20 protein-coding genes are annotated in these 18992 nt (G+C 64.9%); 2 read left to right on the top strand and 18 right to left on the bottom strand.

The features are described 5' to 3' along the window. The first annotated feature begins 345 nt into the window (after positions 1-345). Both E4K64_RS16155 and E4K64_RS16150 read left to right on the top strand, forming a co-directional pair. Complete coding sequence (locus E4K64_RS16155; RefSeq protein WP_126257342.1) at positions 346-813, top strand: YidB family protein; 468 nt, start codon at positions 346-348, stop codon at positions 811-813. A gap of 30 nt (positions 814-843) precedes the next feature. Next, the gene (locus E4K64_RS16150) at positions 844-1107 is read left to right on the top strand and encodes a GlsB/YeaQ/YmgE family stress response membrane protein (RefSeq protein ID WP_135164393.1); all 264 of its coding nucleotides are present in this window, start codon (positions 844-846) and stop codon (positions 1105-1107) included. An 88-nt stretch (positions 1108-1195) separates the two neighbouring features. Here E4K64_RS16150 and E4K64_RS16145 read toward each other — a convergent pair whose 3' ends face one another. The 18 genes from E4K64_RS16145 to E4K64_RS16060 all read right to left on the bottom strand — a co-directional run bounded on the left by E4K64_RS16145 (position 1196) and on the right by E4K64_RS16060 (position 18990). Next, on the bottom strand, positions 1196-1543 hold the full coding sequence (locus E4K64_RS16145; protein ID WP_135164392.1) for a hypothetical protein: 348 nt from the start codon (positions 1541-1543) through the stop codon (positions 1196-1198). Between the two features lie 255 nt (positions 1544-1798). Beyond that, on the bottom strand, positions 1799-2074 hold the full coding sequence (locus E4K64_RS16140; protein WP_135164391.1) for a DUF1467 family protein: 276 nt from the start codon (positions 2072-2074) through the stop codon (positions 1799-1801). Positions 2075-2083: 9 nt separating this feature from the next. Further along, a complete protein-coding gene (mce, locus tag E4K64_RS16135; RefSeq protein ID WP_135164390.1) occupies positions 2084-2488 on the bottom strand; it encodes a methylmalonyl-CoA epimerase in 405 nt (134 codons plus the stop codon). Positions 2489-2500: 12 nt separating this feature from the next. Then, the gene (locus tag E4K64_RS16130; RefSeq protein ID WP_167772038.1) at positions 2501-4171 is read right to left on the bottom strand and encodes a ribonuclease J; all 1671 of its coding nucleotides are present in this window, start codon (positions 4169-4171) and stop codon (positions 2501-2503) included. Beyond that, the gene (locus E4K64_RS16125; protein ID WP_135164388.1) at positions 4171-4977 is read right to left on the bottom strand and encodes a biotin--[acetyl-CoA-carboxylase] ligase; all 807 of its coding nucleotides are present in this window, start codon (positions 4975-4977) and stop codon (positions 4171-4173) included. Before E4K64_RS16125 ends, E4K64_RS16130 begins: the two co-directional genes overlap by 1 nt. A gap of 1 nt (position 4978) precedes the next feature. After that, positions 4979-6415, bottom strand: a complete 1437-nt coding sequence (nuoN, locus tag E4K64_RS16120) for an NADH-quinone oxidoreductase subunit NuoN (RefSeq protein WP_135164387.1) — start codon at positions 6413-6415, stop codon at positions 4979-4981. 22 nt (positions 6416-6437) lie between these two features. Further along, positions 6438-7946 carry an NADH-quinone oxidoreductase subunit M gene (locus E4K64_RS16115; protein ID WP_135164386.1) on the bottom strand — a complete coding sequence of 503 codons (1509 nt, stop codon included), beginning with the start codon at positions 7944-7946 and terminating at the stop codon, positions 6438-6440. After that, positions 7947-10037 (bottom strand): NADH-quinone oxidoreductase subunit L, encoded by a 2091-nt coding sequence (gene nuoL, locus E4K64_RS16110; protein ID WP_135164385.1) that lies wholly within the window; start codon positions 10035-10037, stop codon positions 7947-7949. It abuts the gene before it with no gap. A gap of 8 nt (positions 10038-10045) precedes the next feature. Further along, positions 10046-10354: an NADH-quinone oxidoreductase subunit NuoK gene (gene nuoK / locus E4K64_RS16105; protein WP_126257332.1), complete on the bottom strand. Its 309-nt coding sequence runs from the start codon at positions 10352-10354 to the stop codon at positions 10046-10048. Further along, positions 10351-10989, bottom strand: a complete 639-nt coding sequence (locus E4K64_RS16100; protein WP_061027048.1) for an NADH-quinone oxidoreductase subunit J — start codon at positions 10987-10989, stop codon at positions 10351-10353. Before E4K64_RS16100 ends, nuoK begins: the two co-directional genes overlap by 4 nt. Before the next feature lie 9 nt (positions 10990-10998). Beyond that, the gene (nuoI, locus tag E4K64_RS16095; RefSeq protein ID WP_191093171.1) at positions 10999-11493 is read right to left on the bottom strand and encodes an NADH-quinone oxidoreductase subunit NuoI; all 495 of its coding nucleotides are present in this window, start codon (positions 11491-11493) and stop codon (positions 10999-11001) included. 8 nt (positions 11494-11501) lie between these two features. After that, on the bottom strand, positions 11502-12569 hold the full coding sequence (gene nuoH, locus E4K64_RS16090; RefSeq protein WP_085969087.1) for an NADH-quinone oxidoreductase subunit NuoH: 1068 nt from the start codon (positions 12567-12569) through the stop codon (positions 11502-11504). 10 nt (positions 12570-12579) lie between these two features. Continuing rightward, positions 12580-14655: an NADH-quinone oxidoreductase subunit NuoG gene (nuoG, locus tag E4K64_RS16085; protein ID WP_135164384.1), complete on the bottom strand. Its 2076-nt coding sequence runs from the start codon at positions 14653-14655 to the stop codon at positions 12580-12582. Between the two features lie 5 nt (positions 14656-14660). Then, positions 14661-15986, bottom strand: a complete 1326-nt coding sequence (gene nuoF / locus E4K64_RS16080) for an NADH-quinone oxidoreductase subunit NuoF (RefSeq protein WP_135164383.1) — start codon at positions 15984-15986, stop codon at positions 14661-14663. Between the two features lie 15 nt (positions 15987-16001). Further along, entirely contained in the window at positions 16002-16208 is a 207-nt protein-coding gene (locus tag E4K64_RS16075) for a hypothetical protein (RefSeq protein WP_126257330.1), read from the bottom strand. Then, positions 16208-16819, bottom strand: a complete 612-nt coding sequence (gene nuoE, locus E4K64_RS16070) for an NADH-quinone oxidoreductase subunit NuoE (RefSeq protein WP_135164382.1) — start codon at positions 16817-16819, stop codon at positions 16208-16210. The genes E4K64_RS16075 and nuoE overlap by 1 nt, the downstream gene beginning before the upstream one ends. 12 nt (positions 16820-16831) lie before the next feature. Beyond that, a complete protein-coding gene (locus tag E4K64_RS16065; RefSeq protein ID WP_167772037.1) occupies positions 16832-17794 on the bottom strand; it encodes an FkbM family methyltransferase in 963 nt (320 codons plus the stop codon). After that, complete coding sequence (locus E4K64_RS16060) at positions 17794-18990, bottom strand: NADH-quinone oxidoreductase subunit D (protein ID WP_028136066.1); 1197 nt, start codon at positions 18988-18990, stop codon at positions 17794-17796. Before E4K64_RS16060 ends, E4K64_RS16065 begins: the two co-directional genes overlap by 1 nt. Between the last annotated feature and the right edge of the window lie 2 nt (positions 18991-18992).

Raw genomic sequence — 18992 nt, 5'->3', positions numbered from 1 at the left:
TCGAGCCAGGCTCGATCAAACAGGCCGCTTTGAGCGCGCTTCTCGATTCAGTCCGACGCCTGGCGCTGATGGAGATCGATGATCCGGGCGGCGGCTTCCGATCATGACATTTGCGTTCTCGCGTGGCGCTTGGTCCTGAGATCGTCCGGCTCCGCCGAGGTCGAGCTGAGATGGGATTTACTACCTCCTGCCGTCGTCCCCGGCCAGCCCGTCCCACCCCGTCGTTGCTTCTCTCCCTCGCGCCAGAGAGACGCTTCGCCGCGAGTGATCATGCGCGATCTCGGGAACTCATGCGTGTTGAGACAGTTTCGCTCTTCTCGGATCTCGGATCTCAAGGAGACGCCAATGGCACGCGGAATGCCTTCCATGACTGCCCTTCTGGCGATGCTGGCCATAGCTGGCTATCAAAACCGCGACAAGCTGGCCGAACTGCTGAAGGGTTCAGGCGCAGGGTCTGCGGGCGGAGGGCCCGCCGGCGGGAGTGCTCAGGAGCCGCTCGGGGGAATGTTGGGCAACCTGGGCGGCATGCTCGGCGCGGGCGGCATCGGGGGGCTGCTCAATGGAGGAATTGGCGAGCTCCTGGAAAGGTTTAACCAGAATGGCCGGGGCGAGATAGCCGACTCCTGGGTAAAGCCCGGCCCCAACAAGGAGATTACGCCGCCTGAGCTGAAAACTGCCGTTGGCGCCGACGTGCTCGAGAAGCTCGAACAGCAGACGGGGCTCTCTCAAGACGAGATCCTCGCAAGGCTGTCCCGGGAATTGCCGTCGGCAATCGACAAGTACACACCGGACGGGCGCCTGCCGCAGGCTTAACTGCCGCTGCTTAACTTGAAGAGGTTTGAAATGAGCATTCTCTGGACGATCATCATCGGCTTCGTCGCCGGCGTCATAGCCAAATTCATCATGCCCGGGGACAATGAGCCGTCCGGCTTCATCCTGACGACCATCCTCGGGATCGTGGGCGCATTCGTTGCGACCTACCTCGGCCAGGCCCTCGGCTGGTATCGTCCCGGAGAAGGGGCAGGATTGATCGGCGCGGTCGTTGGCGCGATCATCGTGCTGCTCGTCTACGGAATGATCGCGGGCCGCCAACGCCGAACGATTTGATAGTCTTGCGTGAAAAGTGCGTCGAGGCTACGCACTCGCGTCAAGAGATGCGCAATACTGCGCCGAGTTCACGCGGGACACCGAACAATTACTCCCGCTCCAGGAAGCTCGAGCCGATCTCGGCCTTTCTTTTGATCGGATCGTAATCGCAATAAACGAGATCCGCCACCAGCGTGTAGCTGGCGCTGACGTTGTATTTGTCCAGCTTGACCGAGTTCAGGCCGATCACCGAGGTGCTCTTGCCGCCGTTCCATTTGAACGGTGTCGAGCTCTTGGCCTGCTCGCAGGCCATCACCGCTTCGTTGAAGACGTAGCCCTCGACGAACGCCTTCAGCGTTCGCAGCTGCATCGCCATCTTCCACTCGACATAGCCGATGGCACCGAGCCCGGCGACGATCAGCACCAGCAGCGCGACGACGATGCGTTGAAAAGTCATTTGTGTCCCCCCGAAACAATGAGCCAGGCGAAAAATTCTAAGCACGCGGCGAGATGAAGCAAGCGCCTCGTCCTTCGAGACGACCGCTGAGCCTGTCATCGGGCCGCGCTCTTGCGCGGACCCGGTGGCGGTCTCCTCAGGATGAGGCTAACTGACAGCGGTGTCCCTTTGAAACTGCCGCCGCGCACCCTGTCCTCATCCTGAGGAGCCCGCCAAAGGCGGGCGTCTCGAAGGATGGGCCGCACGAAGATAAACCTAAAACGGCATGCCCATCATCTTCGACAGGCGCTCGACCGAGAGATAGCCGGCGCTATAGGCGACCATGCCGAGGCCGTAGACGATGGCCGAGATGATCGTGGTCCAGATCAGCTTGCGGCCCATCCGGGTCAGGATCGGGGCGCCGGGGTCGGTGCCGGGCGCGCCGACGCCGTCCTCGTGCTGGCTGCGCACGCCGAACGGCAGCGTCACGAACAACGCGACCCACCAGATGACGAAGTAGATCGCGATCGCGGTCGATATCTGGATGGCCATGGGACGGCCTTACGCCTGCTCGATTTCGACCAGCGCGCCGGAAAAGTCCTTCGGATGCAGGAACAGCACCGGCTTGCCGTGGGCGCCGATCTTCGGCACGCCGTCACCGAGCACCCTTGCCCCCTCCTTCACCAGCGTGTCGCGCGAGGCGATGATGTCCACGACCTCGTAGCAGACGTGGTGGATGCCGCCGTCGGGGTTGCGCTCGACGAATTTTGCGATCGGCGAGGCCTCGCCGAGCGGCTCGATGAACTCGATCTTGGTGTTGGGCAGCGTCGCGAACACGGTGATGACGCCGTGCTCGGGCAGCGGCACGGCGTCCGAAATCTGCGCGCCGAACGCCGCTCCGTAGATCTTCGCAGCCTTGACCGCATCCTTGGTCGCGATCGCGACATGGTTGAGCCGGCCCAGCATGGTTCTCTCCCGTTAGACTGTCAGTACGTGTACCAGACAGGGAGGCTTCTTGCCCCAATGTTCGTTGATGACGGCCCGGACAGCGCGTCGCACCGACTCGGCCAGCGCATCCGCATCGCGGCGGCGCGCCTTCGGCAGGCCCTCGATCGTCGACATCACCGCGTCGAAGACGATGTCGTCGAATGGCTCGCCCGCCCGGTTCTTCTCGGGGACGCCGACCAGGTCGACCTCGGGATCGTCGGCGAGCTCCCCCTGCTCGGTCATGGCAATGGCGACAAAGGCGCAGCCGGAGAACGCCATGCGCCGCCGCTCGACCACGGCGCGGGACTTGGAATCCTCCAATATCGTGCCGTCCTTGTAGAGACGGCCCGACGGCACCTCGCCGATAATGCCGGGATCGCCGGGGCCGAGCTTGACCAGGTCGCCGTTGCGGCAGACCAGCACGCGCGGCACGCCGGCAGCGCGCGCCAGCTTGGCGTGTTCGTACAGATGCAGGGCCTCGCCATGGACGGGGATCAAGAGCTGCGGCCTGGTCCAGGCGATCAGGTCGCGCAATTCGTCGCGGCGGGGATGGCCGGAGACGTGAACCAGGGCGTCGCGGTCGGTGATGATCTCCACGCCCTGCAGCACCAGATTGTTGATGATCGAGCCGACGGCCTTCTCGTTGCCGGGAATGGTGCGCGAGGAGAAGATCACGCTGTCGCCGCGGTTGAGCGTGATCTCGGGATGATCGTCATTGGCGATGCGCGCCAGCGCGGCGCGCGGCTCGCCCTGGCTGCCGGTGCACAGCGCCAGCACCTTGTCCTGCGGCAGATGGCCGTAGATGTCGGGCGAGCGAAAATTCTGCACGCCGTCGAGATAGCCGGTCTCGCGCGCGACCTGCACCACGCGCTCCATGGCGCGGCCGACCACGACGACCTCGCGGTCGGCGGCTTTCGCGGCGGCGGCCACGGCCTTGATGCGCGCGACGTTGGAGGCGAAGGTCGTCACGGCGACGCGGCCCTTTGCCGATTTCACGAGATCGATGATGGTCCGGGCGACCTCGGCTTCCGAGGGCGAGCGGCCGTCGCGCACCGCGTTGGTGGAATCGCCGATCAAGGCGAGCAGGCCCGCCTCGCCGAGCTCGCGCAGCCGCTTCTCGTCGGTCGGGCTCCCCAGGGTCGGGGTCGGGTCGATCTTCCAGTCGCCGGTGTGCAGCACCGTGCCGGCCGAGGTGTGGATCGCCAGCGCGTGCGCTTCGGGAATGGAATGCGCGACGGGGATGAATTCGACGTTGAACGGGCCGACGTCGATGCGCCCGCCCGACGGCACCACCGTCACCGGGATCTTCGGCGCGTTGCGCTCGGCGGCGCATTTGGCCTCGAACAGCGCGGCGCTGAACTGCGTCGCATAGATCGGGCATTTCAGCTTCGGCCAGAGGTCGATGATGGCGCCGAAATGGTCCTCATGGGCGTGGGTCAGCACCAGGCCCATCAGGTTCTTGCGTTCCTTCTCCAGGAAGGAGATGTCCGGCATGATCAGGTCGATGCCCGGCAGATGCTCCTCGTCGCCGAAGGAGACGCCGAGATCGACCGCGAGCCAGGCGCGCTGCTGGCGGTTGCCGAGGCCGTAGATCGACAGGTTCATGCCGATCTCGCCGACGCCGCCGAGCGGCGCAAATACCAGTTCCTCGGGCTTCGCCATCATGCAGCTCCCACCGAGCGGACCGGACCGAAGAACACCTCGCCTGCCGCCACCGGCACGCGGCGGCCCTCCGCGGTTCGGACGATCAGGCAGCCGGTGTCGTCGATGGTGTCGAAAATGCCTTCCAGCGTCATCGTCCCCGTCTGGATCGCGACCTTCTCGCCGAGGCCGGCGGCGCGCTCCAGCCAAAGCTTCCGGATCTCGGCAAAGCCGCTTCCATTGTCCCAGATGCCGCGGAACTCGACCCAGGCGTCGGAGAGGGCCGAGAACAGCTCCTCGGCACTGATATGGACGCCGAGCGCGGCCAGCGACACCGCGGGCGTCGGGGTGCCCTCGGGCGCCGCGACGACATTGGTGCCGATGCCGACCACGATGGCAAGGCGGTCGCCGACGGCCTCGGCCTCCAGACCGATGCCGACGAGCTTCTTGCCGTTGGCCAGCACGTCATTGGGCCATTTCAAGGCGTAGCGGGGACGGCCCTCGCCGAGGCGGAGCGCGGCCTCGAGGCTGACCTTCTCCAGGGCGGCCTCCTCGGCCAGCCCGGCGGCAAACCCGATGGTGGCGGCAACCGCCGGCGCGACGTCCAGAACTTCGAGGACGCTGGCGGCGAGATTGCCGCGCGGCGCGATCCAGGGGCGCTGACGGCGGCCGCGGCCGGCGGTCTGCTCGGATGTGACGAACCACATCGGGCCGCGTTCGCCAGCCCTGGCGCGCTCGATCGCCTCGGAATTGGTCGAGCCGGTCCGCTCGAACGCCGCGAGCTTGTAGCCCGCGGATGATGCGCGAGGACCGAGCGCGAAAGCCATCCTAAAACAGCGACTTTGCCGCGGCGGAGGCGACGCTCACCACGGGACCTGCGAACAGCGCGAACAGGATGTTGAACAGGCCCGCAACCGCCAGCACCGTCTTCACCTCGCCCCGCACCGGATCGACCTGTCCGGCCGGCTCGTCGAAATACATCGTCTTGACGATGGCGAGATAATAGTAGGCGCCGACCACGCTGGTCAGCACGCCGATGACGGCGAGCGTGAACAAATTCGCCTTGATGGCGGCGACGAAGACGTACCATTTGGCGAAGAAGCCGGCGAGCGGCGGAATGCCGGCGAGCGAGAACAGCAGCATCGCGAACATGAAGGCGAGCAGCGGATTGGTGCGCGAGAGGCCGGCGAAATCGCTGATCTGCTCGACGGCCTGGCCGTTGCGGCGCATGGCGAGGATGATCGAGAACGAGCCCAGCGTCATCGCGACATAGATCACGATGTACATCAGGACGCCCTGCGCGCCTTCGACCGTGCCGGAGGCAAGGCCGACCAGGGCGAAGCCCATGTGGCCGATCGAGGAATAGGCCATCAGGCGCTTGATGTTGGTCTGGCCGATGGCGGCGAAGGAGCCGAGCGCCATCGAGGCGATCGACACGAACACCAGGATCTGCTGCCACTGCGAGACGATGCCCGGGAACGCGGTCAGCGTGACGCGGGTGAACACGGCGAGCGCGGCGACCTTCGGCGCCGAGGCGAAGAAGGCGGTGACCGGGGTCGGCGCGCCCTCATAGACGTCGGGCGTCCACATGTGGAACGGCACCGCCGAAACCTTGAAGCAGAGACCGACGAGCAGGAAGACGAGACCGAACAGCAGGCCGACATTCGAGACCGTCGCGACCGCGGCGATGCCGGTGAAGCTGACCGTGCCGGTGAAGCCGTAGATCAGCGAGGCGCCGTAGAGCAGCATGCCCGAGGACAGCGCGCCGAGCACGAAGTACTTCAGGCCGGCTTCGGTCGACTTGGCGTTGTCGCGGTTCGAGGCCGCGACGACATAGAGCGCCAGCGACATCAGCTCGAGGCCGAGATAGAGCGAGATCAGGTCGCCGGCCGAGATCAGCACCATCATGCCGAGGGTCGAGAGCAGCACCAGGATGGCGTACTCAAAGATGCGGCGCGACGGGTCGGACAGGAACTCGGTCGACAGGATCAGCGTCACCGCCGAGCCGATCAGGGCCAGGATCTTCATGAAGCGGGCGAAATCGTCGACGATGAAGCTGCCGCCGAAGGTCACATGCTTGCCGGCGGGCAGCATGTATTCGAGCACGCCGACCACGACCAGGAGCACGACCGCCAGCGAGGTGATCGCACCGGTCGTCCCCTGACCGCGATAGGCGCCCAGCATCAGCAGAGCCATGGCGCCGACCGCGAGCACGATCTCGGGCAGCACCGGCGCCAGTTGATAACCTGCAGTCTCAAAGCTCATGGCGATATCCTGACCTGCCCGATCAATGGAGCAGTGCGGCGGCCTTCACGGCCGTCACAGCGGTGTTGTAGTTGTTGACGAGTTGCTGGACCGAGGCGGCCGACATGTCGAGCACCGGCTTCGGATAGACGCCGAACAGGATCGTCAGCGCGATCATCGGGAACAGAATCACGCACTCGCGCAAGGTGAGATCCTTCATGGTCGCCAGCGACGGCTTGGCCAGCGCCCCGAACACGACCTTGCGGTAGAGCCACAGCGCATAGGCCGCCGACAGGATCACGCCGAAGCTGGCGAAGAACGCCGTCGGGATCGAGACCTTGAAGGTGCCGAGCAGCGTCATGAACTCGCCGACGAAACCGCTCGTGCCGGGCAGACCGACATTGGCCATGGTGAAGACCATGAACGTCATCGCGTAGAGCGGCATCCGGTTGACGAGGCCGCCATAGGCCGCGATCTCGCGGGTGTGCAGACGGTCGTAGACGACGCCGACACAGAGGAACAGCGCGCCGGAGACGATGCCGTGCGAGATCATCTGGAACATGCCGCCGGCAACGCCCTGCATGGTGCCGGCGAAGATGCCCATGGTGACGAAGCCCATATGCGCGACCGAGGAGTACGCGATCAGCTTCTTCATGTCCTCCTGCATCAGGGCCACCAGCGAGGTGTAGATGATGGCGATGGCCGAGAGCGTGAAGATCAGCGGCGCGAAGTCGTGCGAAGCCAGCGGGAACATCGGCAGCGAGAAGCGCAGGAAGCCGTAGCCGCCCATCTTCAGCAGGATCGCGGCAAGCACCACCGAGCCCGCCGTCGGCGCCTCGACGTGCGCATCGGGCAGCCAGGTGTGCACCGGCCACATCGGCATCTTCACCGCGAAGGAGGCGAAGAAGGCGAGCCAGGCCCAGGTCTGCAACGAGCGCGGCACGGCGGTGTGCATCAGGGTCGGGATGTCGGTGGTGCCGCCGTTCCAGTACAGCGCCATGATGGCGAGCAGCATCAGGACCGAGCCGAGCAGCGTGTAGAGGAAGAATTTGAACGACGCGTAGACCCGGCGCGGACCGCCCCAAACGCCGATGATCAGGAACATCGGGATCAGGCCGCCCTCGAAGAACAGGTAGAACAGCACGAGATCGAGCGCCGAGAAGGTGCCGATCATCAGCGTTTCCAGGATCAGGAACGCCATCATGTATTCGCGGACGCGGTTCGTGATCGCCTTCCAGCTCGCGATGATGCAGAACGGCATCACGGCGGTGGTGAGGATCACCAGCGGCAGCGAGATGCCGTCGACGCCCATGTGGTAGGTGATGCCGGTGGCGAGCCAGTTCGCCTTCTCGACGAACTGGAAGTCGGGGTTGGCGGGGTCGAAGCGCATCACCAGGATCACCGAGACCGCGAAGGTGATCAGCGTGGTCCAGAGCGCGATCCAGCGCGAGTTGCGCCTGGCCGCCTCGTCGTCGCCGCGGCTCAAGTAAACGATCAGCGCGCCGACCAGCGGCAGGAACGTCGTGACCGAAAGGATGGGCCAGGTTGTCATTTACTGGCCTCCAAAGCCGAACATGAACCAGGTGATCAGGCCGGCGGCACCGATCAGCATGGCGAACGCGTAGTGATAGAGATAGCCGGTCTGGATCTTCACGACGTTGCGGGTGACGTCCAGCACGCGGGCCGAAACGCCGTCGGGGCCGAAGCCGTCGATGATGAAGCCGTCGCCCTTCTTCCAGAGCTGGTAGCCGATCCACTTCGCCGGACGGACGAAGATGATGTCGTAGAGCTCGTCGAAGTACCATTTGTTGAGCAGGAACTGGTACAGCATCGGCTGCGTCTTCGCGAGCTCGACCGGCAGATAGGGCCGGCGGATGTAGAACAGGTACGACACCAGGAAGCCCAGCACCATCATCACCGTCGGCAGGAACGCGATGGTCTGGGGGATGTGGTGCATCTCCTCGATGATGTGCGGGTTCATCTTCACGGACTCGCGGAAGAACTCCTCGACGCCGTGACCGGCGAACAGCTCCTTGAACGGGAACCCTGCGACGAACGAGCCGACCGCGAGCACGCCGATCGGGACCAGGATCCAGAGCGGAGCCTCGTGCGCGGCCTCGTAATGATGCTCGTCATGCGGCTCGCCGTGGAAGGTCTTGAAGATCAGGCGCCAGGAGTAGAACGAGGTCAGGCCGGCGGCGACGATCGTCATCAGGAAGCCGTACACCCCGAACGGATTATGCGAGGCGTAGGCCGCTTCGATGATGGCGTCCTTGGAGAAATATCCGGCCGTGAGCGGGAAGCCGGTCAGCGCCAGCGTGCCGACCACCATCACCGCATAGGTGTAGGGGATCTTCTTCCAGAGGCCGCCCATGTTGCGGATGTCCTGCTCGTGATGCATCGCGTAGATCACCGAGCCGCTGCCTAAGAACAGCAGCGCCTTGAAGAAGGCGTGCGTGAACAGATGGAACATGCCGACCGAATAGGCCCCCGCTCCCATCGCCACGAACATGTAGCCGAGCTGCGAACAGGTCGAGTAGGCGACGATGCGCTTGATGTCGTTCTGGACGAGGCCGATCGTGGCCGCGAAGAACGCCGTGGTGGCACCGAAGAACATCACGACGGCCTGCGCTGTCGGGGCGAGCTCGAACAGCGGCGACAGGCGCGCCACCATGAACACGCCCGCGGTGACCATGGTCGCGGCATGGATCAGCGCCGAGACCGGCGTCGGGCCTTCCATCGCGTCCGGCAACCAGGTGTGCAGCAGGAACTGCGCCGACTTGCCCATCGCGCCCATGAAAAGCAGCAGGCAGGTCAGGGTCAGCGCGTCGGCGTGCCAGCCGAGGAAGTTGATGGTCTTGCCGGTGAGGCCGGGCGCGGCATGGAAGATCGTCTCGAAATCGGTCGAGCCGACCAGCATGAAGACGGCGAAGATGCCGAGCGCAAAGCCGAAGTCGCCGACGCGGTTGACCACGAAAGCCTTGATGGCGGCGGCGTTCGCCGATGGCTTCTGGTACCAGAAGCCGATCAGCAGGTAGCTGGCGAGACCGACGCCTTCCCAGCCGAAGAACAGCTGCACGAGGTTGTCCGCGGTCACCAGCATCAGCATGGCGAAGGTGAACAGGCTGAGATAGCCGAAGAAGCGCGGCCGGTTCGGGTCCTCGTCCATGTAGCCGATGGAATAGAGGTGCACGAGCGAGGACACGGTGGTCACCACCACCAGCATCACGGCGGTGAGCGTGTCGACCCGCAGCGTCCACCAGACCTGGAGGTCGCCGGAGAAGATCCAGGGCATTAGCTGAATGCGGGCGTCATGGTGCATGAAGCCGACATCGACCAGCGTCATCCAGGACAACGCCGCCGAGACGAACAGCAGCCCGGTCGTGATCAGCTCGGCAGCGCGCGAGCCAGCCGCGGGCGGCTCGGCCGGACCATGGCCGTGATCATCGTGACCATGTTCGTCGTGGCCGTGTTCGCCGTGGCCATGGACGTCATGGGCCGTCGAGGCATGGGCGCCGTGACCGTGGTCGCCGTGATGCTCGACCTCATCGCCCGAGGGGTTGCGGGCATGCGCGCCCACAAGCGCGATCAGGCCGGCCAAAATGGCGCCCAGCAGAGGCAGGAAAACGATTGCCTGAACCATTTGAGAGCTCAGCCCTTCATCAGATTGACGTCCTCAACCGCGATCGAGCCGCGGTTGCGGAAATAGACCACCAGGATGGCGAGACCGATCGCGGCTTCGGCCGCCGCGACGGTGAGCACCAGCAGCGCGAAGACCTGGCCGACGATATCGCCGAGGAAGGTCGAGAATGCCACGAGGTTGATGTTGACCGAGAGCAGGATCAGCTCGATCGACATCAGGATGATGATGATGTTCTTGCGGTTCAGGAAGATGCCGAGGATGCCGAGCGTGAACAGGATCGCGCCGACCGCCAGATAATGTCCGAGCCCGACCGTCATTTCACCCACTCCGCCGCATCGGCATCCGAGAGCCCCTGCCCCGGCGCCACCTTGCGCATCGCCATCGCCATCTCGGGCGTGCGCGCGTTCTGAACGTTGATGTCCTGCCGCTTCACGCTGGCCTTGTGGCGCAGCGTCAGCACGATGGCGCCGATCATGGCGACCAGGAGCACCATGCCCGAGAGCTGGAAGTAGTGGATGTACTTCGTATAGAGCACGAGCCCGAGCGCCTCGGTGTTGGAAACGTTGGCCGGGATCGCCGCCGTGATCGTCTTGGACACGCCGGGATTGATGACCCAGAAGCCGACGGTGAGCAGCAGCTCGAACAGGAAGATGCCGCCGATCACGAGGCCGACCGGCAGGTACTCGATGAAGCCCTCGCGCAGTTCGAGGAAGTCGACGTCGAGCATCATGATCACGAACAGGAACAGCACCGCGACCGCGCCGACATAGACGACGATCAGCATCATGCCGAGGAACTCGGCGCCCATCAGCACGAACAGGCCCGAAGCGTTGACGAAGGCCAGGATCAGGTACAGCACGGAGTGCACGGGATTGCGCGAGACAATCACCATCACGGCCGAGGCGACGCAGACGCCGGCGAACAGATAGAAGAACAGCGCGGGAAGGATCATGCCCTCACCTCACCGGTACGGCGCGTCGAGCTCGATCGCTTTCGCGATCTCGCGTTCCCAGCGGTCGCCGTTGGCGAGCAGCTTGGCCTTGTCATAGAACAGTTCCTCGCGGGTCTCGGTCGCGAACTCGAAGTTCGGGCCTTCGACGATGGCGTCCACAGGACAGGCCTCCTGGCAGAGGCCGCAATAGATGCACTTCACCATGTCGATGTCGTAGCGCACGGTACGGCGGGTGCCGTCGTTGCGGCGCGGTCCGGCTTCGATGGTGATGGCCTGCGCCGGGCAGACCGCTTCGCACAGCTTGCAGGCGATGCAGCGCTCTTCGCCGTTCGGATAACGGCGCAGCGCGTGTTCGCCGCGGAAGCGCGGCGAGATCGGGCCCTTCTCGAACGGATAGTTCAGCGTCGGCTTCGGCTGGAAGAAATAGCGCATGGCGAGGAAGAACGCCGAGACGAATTCCGACAGCAGAAGCGAGCGTGCAGTGGCGTTGACGTTGATACCCATGACAGCCCTCACTTCGGCGCGATGCCGGCGAAATGCAGCACGCCGGCCACCACGATCACCATCGCCAGCGACAGCGGCAGGAACACCTTCCAGCCGAGACGCATCAATTGGTCGTAGCGGTAGCGCGGCACGATCGCCTTTGCCATCGCGAACAGGAAGAACATGAAGAACAGCTTCAGCGAGAACCAGATGATGCCCGGCACCCAGTTGAAGGGCGGCAGATCCACCGGCGGCAGCCAGCCTCCGAGGAACAGGATCGTCGCCAGCGCGCACATCGTGACGATCGCGACATACTCGCCGAGCATGAACAGCAGGTACGGAGTCGAGCCGTATTCGACCATGAAACCGGCGACGAGCTCGGATTCGGCTTCGACGAGGTCGAAGGGCGGACGGTTGGTTTCCGCCAGCGCCGAGACGTAGAACACCACGAACATCGGGAACAGCGGCCAGACGTACCAGTTCAGGATGGTGAGCTGCGGCAGCCCGATCAGGCTGGCGAGGCCGCGCGCGTGCTGGGCCTCGACCACGGCCGTCAGGTTCAGCGTGCCGGCGCAGAGCAGCACCGTGATGATGACGAAGCCGATCGAGACTTCGTACGACACCATCTGCGCCGCCGAGCGCAGCGCGGCCAGGAACGGATACTTCGAGTTCGACGACCAGCCGGCCATGATGATGCCGTAGATCGACAGCGACGAGATCGCGAAGATGAAGAGGACGCCGACATTGATGTCGGCGATCACCCAGCCGAGATTGGTCGGGATCACCGCCCAGGCTGCCAGCGCGAGCACGCACGACACCAGCGGCGCCAGCAGGAACACGCCCTTGTTGGCGCCGGCTGGAATGATCGGCTCCTTGAGCACGAACTTCAAGAGGTCGGCGAAGGATTGCAGCAGGCCCCAGGGGCCGACCACGTTCGGGCCGCGCCGGATCTGCACCGCCGCCCAGATCTTGCGGTCGGCGAGCAGGATGTAGGCGATCGCCACCAGCAGGACGACGAGCACCAGCACGCTCTGCGCGACCATGATGATCAGCGGCCAGAGGAAACCGGTCCAGAATGCGCTTTCGAAGAATTCCATCAGATCACGCTCACTCCGCTGCGGTCAGCATGTGCCCGGAGGCGAGGCGCGAGCATTCCGCCATCACGGCGGACGCACGCGCGATTGGGTTGGTCAAATAGAAGTCCTCGACCAGCGGCTTGAACGGCGCCTTCTCGGGCGAGCCGCCCTTCCCCGCCAGCTTCCTGATCTGGTCGGCGGAACCGGCCTCGATCTGGTCGAGACGGATCAGATGCGGCACGGCCTTGAAGATCGCCTGGCGCAGCTGCGCGAGCGAGTCGTAGCCGAGCTTCTTGCCGAGCGCTTCCGACAGCGCGCGGACGATCGCCCAGTCCTCGCGGGCTTCGCCCGGCGGGAAAGCGGCGCGGCCCGTCATCTGCACGCGGCCTTCGGTGTTGACATAGATCGCGGACTTCTCGGTGTAGGCGGCCGCCGGCAGGATGACGTCGGCGCGGTGCGCGCCGCGGTCGCCATGGGTGCCGATATAGACGACGAAGGTGCCGTCCGCCGCGTTGATCTCGTCGGCCCCGAGCAGGAACAGGAGGTCGAGCGTGCCGAAGGTCGTCATCTGCGCGGCGTTCAGGCCGCCGCCGGTTGCGGAGAAGCCGATGTCGAGCGCGCCGACGCGCGAGGCGGTCTCGTGCAGCACGCCGAAACCGTTCCAGCCGTCCTTGAGCGCGCCGACGTCGAGGGCAAGCTTGGCAGCGGCCGCGAGGATGGCGGCGCCGTCGTGGCGCGAGGTGGCGCCTCCGCCGACCAGGATGATCGGGTTCTTGGCGTTCTTCAGCACGTCCATGAAGGAGTGCTTGCCGGCGGCGAGCTCACCGAGCGTCTCGGTGCCCGCGCCAAGATGATCGTAGTCGTAAGTGAGATCGGCCTTAGAGCCGATCACGCCGACCTTGAAGCCGCCGGCGCGCCAGCGCTTGCGGATGCGGGCGTTGAACACGGCCGCCTCTTTCCGCGGGTTGGCGCCGATGATGAGCAGCGCATCCGCCTGCTCCACGCCCGCCAGCGTCGGGTTGAAGATGTAGGAGCCGCGGCCGAGCGAGGGATCGAAGGCATCGCCCCCCTGCACCGCCAGATTGCCGGAGCCGAACCTGGCGAGCAGGTCCTTCAGCGCGAACATTTCCTCGACACCGGCGAGGTCGCCGGCGATCGCGCCGATGCGCTTGCCGTCGGTGCGCGCCGCCTTGGCGGCGATCGCGGCAAAGGCCTCCTGCCAGCTCGCCGCGCGCAGCTTGCCGGCTTCGCGGATATAGGGACGGTCAAGGCGCTGGGTGCGCAGGCCGTCGACCACGTGACGGGTCTTGTCGGAGATCCACTCCTCGTTCACGGCCTCGTTGATCCGCGGCAGGATGCGCATCACCTCGCGGCCGCGGGTGTCGACGCGGATCGCAGAGCCGAGACCGTCCATCACGTCGATCGACTGGGTCTTGCCGAGCTCCCATGGGCGCGCCGCGAAGGCATAGGGCTTCGAGGTCAGCGCGCCGACCGGGCAGATGTCGACGAGGTTGCCCTGCAATTCCGAGGTCAGGGCGTGCTCGAGATAGGTCGTGATCTCCATGTCCTCGCCGCGGCCGGTGGCGCCCATCTCGGGGGCGCCGGCGACTTCCGCCGAGAAGCGGACGCAGCGCGTGCACTGGATGCAGCGGTTCATCGAGGTCTTGACCAGCGCGCCGAGATATTTGTCCTCGACGGCGCGCTTGTTCTCGGCGAAGCGGCTGGTGTCGACACCATAGCCCATCGCCTGGTCCTGGAGGTCGCACTCGCCGCCCTGGTCGCAGATCGGGCAGTCCAGCGGATGGTTGATGAGCAGGAACTCCATCACGCCTTCGCGCGCCTTCTTCACCATCGGCGAACGCGTGGAGATTTCCGGCGGCTCGCCCTTGGGGCCCGGACGGCAGTCGCGCACGCCCCAGGCGCAGCTCGCGACCGGCTTCGGGCCGCCTTTCACTTCAACGAGGCACATCCGGCAATTGCCGGCGATCGACAGCCGCTCGTGGTAGCAGAAGCGCGGAATCTCGGCGCCGGCCGCCTCGCACGCCTGAAGCAGCGTGTACTCCGGCGGGACATCGATCTCTTTGCCGTCGATGATGAGCTTGGTCATTCTCTCTACTCCGCCGCGACCATGTTCACGGGATCGCGGACGCCGATATCGTCAATGTCGGCCCTGTGCGAATACTGGTCGATGCGCGCTTCGATCTCGTGACGGAAATGCGCGATCAGACCCTGGATCGGCCACGCCGCCGCGTCGCCCAGCGCGCAGATGGTGTGGCCTTCGACCTGCTTGGTCACCTCGAGCAGCATGTCGATCTCGCGCTTGTGGGCGCGGCCCTCGGCCATGCGGGTCAGCACGCGCCACATCCAGCCCGTGCCCTCGCGGCACGGCGTGCACTGGCCGCAGCTCTCATGCTTGTAGAAGTAGGAGATGCGGGCGATGGCGCGGATCAGATCGGTCGACTTGTCCATCACGATCACGGCCGCGGTGCCGAGGCCCGAGCGCAGCTTGCTCAGACTGTCGAAATCCATCGGCGTGTCGACGATCTGCTCGGCCGGCACCATGCGCACCGACGAGCCGCCGGGGATCACGGCCTTGAGGTTGTCCCAGCCGCCGCGGATGCCGCCGCAATGCTTCTCGATCAGCTCACGGAACGGAATGCCCATGGCCTCTTCGACGTTGCAGGGCCGCTCGACATGGCCGGAGATGCAGAACAGCTTGGTGCCGACATTGTTCGGACGGCCGATGCCGGCGAACCAGGCCGCGCCGCGGCGCAGGATGTCCGGCGCAACCGCGATGGACTCGACGTTGTTGACGGTGGTCGGGCAGCCGAACAGGCCGACATTCGCCGGGAACGGCGGCTTCAGGCGCGGCTGGCCCTTCTTGCCTTCGAGGCTTTCGAGCAGCGCGGTTTCCTCACCGCAGATATAGGCGCCGGCGCCGTGCGCGACGTAGATGTCGAACGGCCAGCCGTTGACGTTGTCCTTGCCGACCAGCTTGGCCTCATAGGCCTGGTCGATCGCGGCCTGCAGGCGCTCGCGCTCGCGGATGAACTCGCCGCGGACGTAGATGTAGCAGGCATGCGCGTTCATCGCGAAGCTGGCGATCAGGCAGCCCTCGACCAGCAGATGCGGATCGTGCCGCATGATCTCGCGATCCTTGCAGGTGCCGGGCTCGGATTCGTCGGCGTTGACGACGAGATAGCTCGGCCGGCCGTCGGTCGATTCCTTCGGCATGAAGGACCATTTCAAGCCGGTCGGAAAGCCGGCGCCGCCGCGGCCGCGGAGCCCCGAGGCCTTCATCTCGTTGATGATCCAGTCGCGGCCCTTGTCGATGATGGCCTTGGTGCCATCCCAGGCGCCACGGCGCCGCGCACCCTCGAGCCCCCAATCGTGGAGGCCGTAGAGGTTCTTGAAGATGCGGTCCTTGTCCTCGAGCATATCAGTGCTTTCCGATCAACGATTGGACTGCTTGTAGGCAAGTCCAGCGGCGCAGACGCCGAAGGTCAGCGCCCAGAGCAGGCTGGATTCCAGCGACGCGTTCAGGCCGAAACGCTGCAGCAGGAAGATGAAAGCGGCCGCCACGACGGCGTGCATCGCGACGAAGCCCCACTTCTTCATGGCACCGCTCTCCTGCCCTGCCGGCGACGAAAGATCACGCATCAGGTGATCTCCTTCAATGTGGTCGGCCCGGCGATCGGCGCCGAGAACTGGCGGCCATTCTGCGGACCGGGCTTGGGCGGGTTGCCCGAGGCGAAGCCGTCGAGCACCTTGCCAAAACTCTCCTTGGTCAGGTCCTCATAGGTGTCCTTGCCGATCAGCACCATCGGCGCGTTCACGCAGGCACCCAGGCACTCCACCTCTTCCCAGCTGAAATTGCCGTCCTTGGACAGATGGAACGGCTCGTGATGGATGCGGTGCTCGCAGACGTGGATCAGATCCTCGGCGCCGCGCAACCGGCACGGCGTGGTGCCGCAGACCTGGACATGGGCCTTCTTGCCGACGGGAGCGAGCTGGAACATGGTGTAGAAGGTCGCGACTTCCAGCACGCGGATATAGGGCATGTCGAGCATGTCGGCGATGACGCGGATCGCGGCTTCCGAGACCCAGCCCTCGTTCTGCTCCTGCGCGCGCCAGAGAATGGCGATGACGGCCGAGGCCTGACGTCCGGCCGGATATTTCGCGATCTGCTGCCTGGCGAACGCGAGGTTCTCCTCCGTGAACGCAAAGCTCGCGGGCTGGACTTCCTTCGGTGCTAGTCGACGAACGGACATCTCTTCAATCTCTCACTGCATGCGGCGCGCGGTCTTCGCATTCAGGGCTTCGATCCTGTCCTGCCAGAATGCGCTTGCGGTGCCGAAAACGTTGTAGCCGACGTGAGTCGAGACCTTGATGCGGTCGAGGATCGACAGCTCGGTCACGGTCTCCATCCGTTTGCTGCGCGGATCGAACACGATCAGCTTCAGCGGGGTCTGCTCGAGGATGTAGCGCGACACCGCATGGGAGCGGTCGCTGCCGTGCTCCTCGCACATGATGACGCTGTCGGCCTGGAGCAGCCGCGCGCCGCCCTTGATCGCCTCGATCTCGACGCCCTCGACGTCGAGCTTGATCAAATACTTGCCGGCGGCAGCGACCTTGCCGTCCTCGATCAGATCATCGAGCGAGATGACCGGCACCTCCTCACCGCCCGCCGAGGGATCGCCGGCGATGCTGAAGGCTTCGTGCTTGGTGCCGGACAGCCGCGCGGTGCCGCGGGCCGCGCCGATCGCGCATTTCATCGTCTCGAAACGATCGCCGTTGACACGGGCGTTGTTGGCGAGCTTCGGATAGTTCTGCCCCGACGGCTCGATCGCGATCGCCTTGTGCGCGCCGAAAGGCTTGCTCGACACCAGCACCGACCAGTAGCCGTAATTGGCGCCGCAATCGAGCAGCGTGTAGTCGACGTCGATGGAGTCGGCGAACAAGAGCTCGAGCTCGTCCTCGTAATTGTAGGAGCGGTTGAGCAGCTTGCTCCAATAGCCGTCGCCGTAGGGGAATTCGAACACGGCGTCGGGGTTGAGCTTGATCGCGATGTTGCGCTCGGGCAGCGTCTTCCGCAGCAGATTGGCGCAGGCGATGTAGCCCATGTGCGAGAAGTGCGAGGAGATCTTCGATCCCGTCACCAGCGCCAAGGCAGCCGTCCGCTCCCACAGGTTGGCCCCTTCCAGGGCCCCCGAGGCGCGGTCAAACTGGATTGGCGCCTGCGCCATCACCGATCGACCTCTCCGAACACGATGTCGAGCGAGCCGAGGATCGCCGAGACGTCGGCGAGCAGATGGCCGCGGCAGATGTGGTCCATGGCCTGCAGATGGGCAAAGCCCGGCGCGCGGATCTTGCACTTGTAGGGCTTGTTGGTGCCGTCGGAGATCAGATAGACGCCGAACTCGCCCTTGGGCGCCTCGACCGCGGCGTAGACCTCGCCGGCCGGCACGTGCACGCCCTCGGTGTAGAGCTTGAAGTGGTGGATCAGCGCTTCCATCGAGCGCTTCATCTCGCCGCGCCGCGGCGGCGCGACCTTGTTGTCCTCGACGACGACGGGGCCCTTGCCGTCAGGCGCATTCAGCTTCTGGATGCACTGCTTCATGATGCGCACGGACTGGCGCATCTCTTCCATGCGGATCAGATAGCGGTCGTAGCAGTCGCCGTTCTTGCCGATCGGAATGTCGAAATCCATCTCGGCGTAGCATTCATAGGGCTGCGACTTGCGCAGGTCCCAGGCCGCGCCCGAGCCGCGCACCATCACGCCCGAGAAGCCCCACTCCCAGGCCTCCTTCAGCGGCACCACGCCGATGTCGACGTTGCGCTGCTTGAAGATGCGGTTGGCGGTGAGCAGGCGGTCGAGGTCGTCGACGACCTTCAGGAACGGATCGCACCAGGCCTCGATGTCGTCGACGAGCTTCTGCGGCAGATCCTGATGCACGCCGCCGACGCGGAAGTAAGCTGCGTGCATACGGCTGCCCGAGGCGCGCTCGTAGAACACCATCAGCTTCTCGCGCTCCTCGAAGCCCCACAGCGGCGGGGTCAGCGCGCCGACGTCCATCGCCTGTGTGGTCACGTTGAGAAGGTGAGAGAGAATGCGGCCGATCTCGCAATAGAGCACGCGGATCAGCTGGCCGCGACGCGGCACCTCGATACCGAGCAGCTTTTCGGCGGCGAGGCAGAAGGCGTGCTCCTGGTTCATCGGCGCGACGTAGTCGAGCCGGTCGAAGTACGGGATCGCCTGGAGATAGGTCTTCTGCTCGATCAGCTTTTCGGTGCCGCGATGCAAGAGACCTATGTGCGGGTCGACGCGCGCGACCACCTCACCATCCAATTCGAGCACAAGACGCAGAACGCCGTGCGCCGCCGGATGTTGCGGTCCAAAGTTGATCGTAAAGTTGCGAAGCTGTTCAGGTTGCTCGTTCATGA

Source organism: Bradyrhizobium frederickii, assembly GCF_004570865.1.
Lineage (GTDB): Bacteria > Pseudomonadota > Alphaproteobacteria > Rhizobiales > Xanthobacteraceae > Bradyrhizobium > Bradyrhizobium frederickii.
Note: the sequence above shows the minus strand (reverse complement) of the source record. Positions and strands in the feature narration are given on the sequence as shown.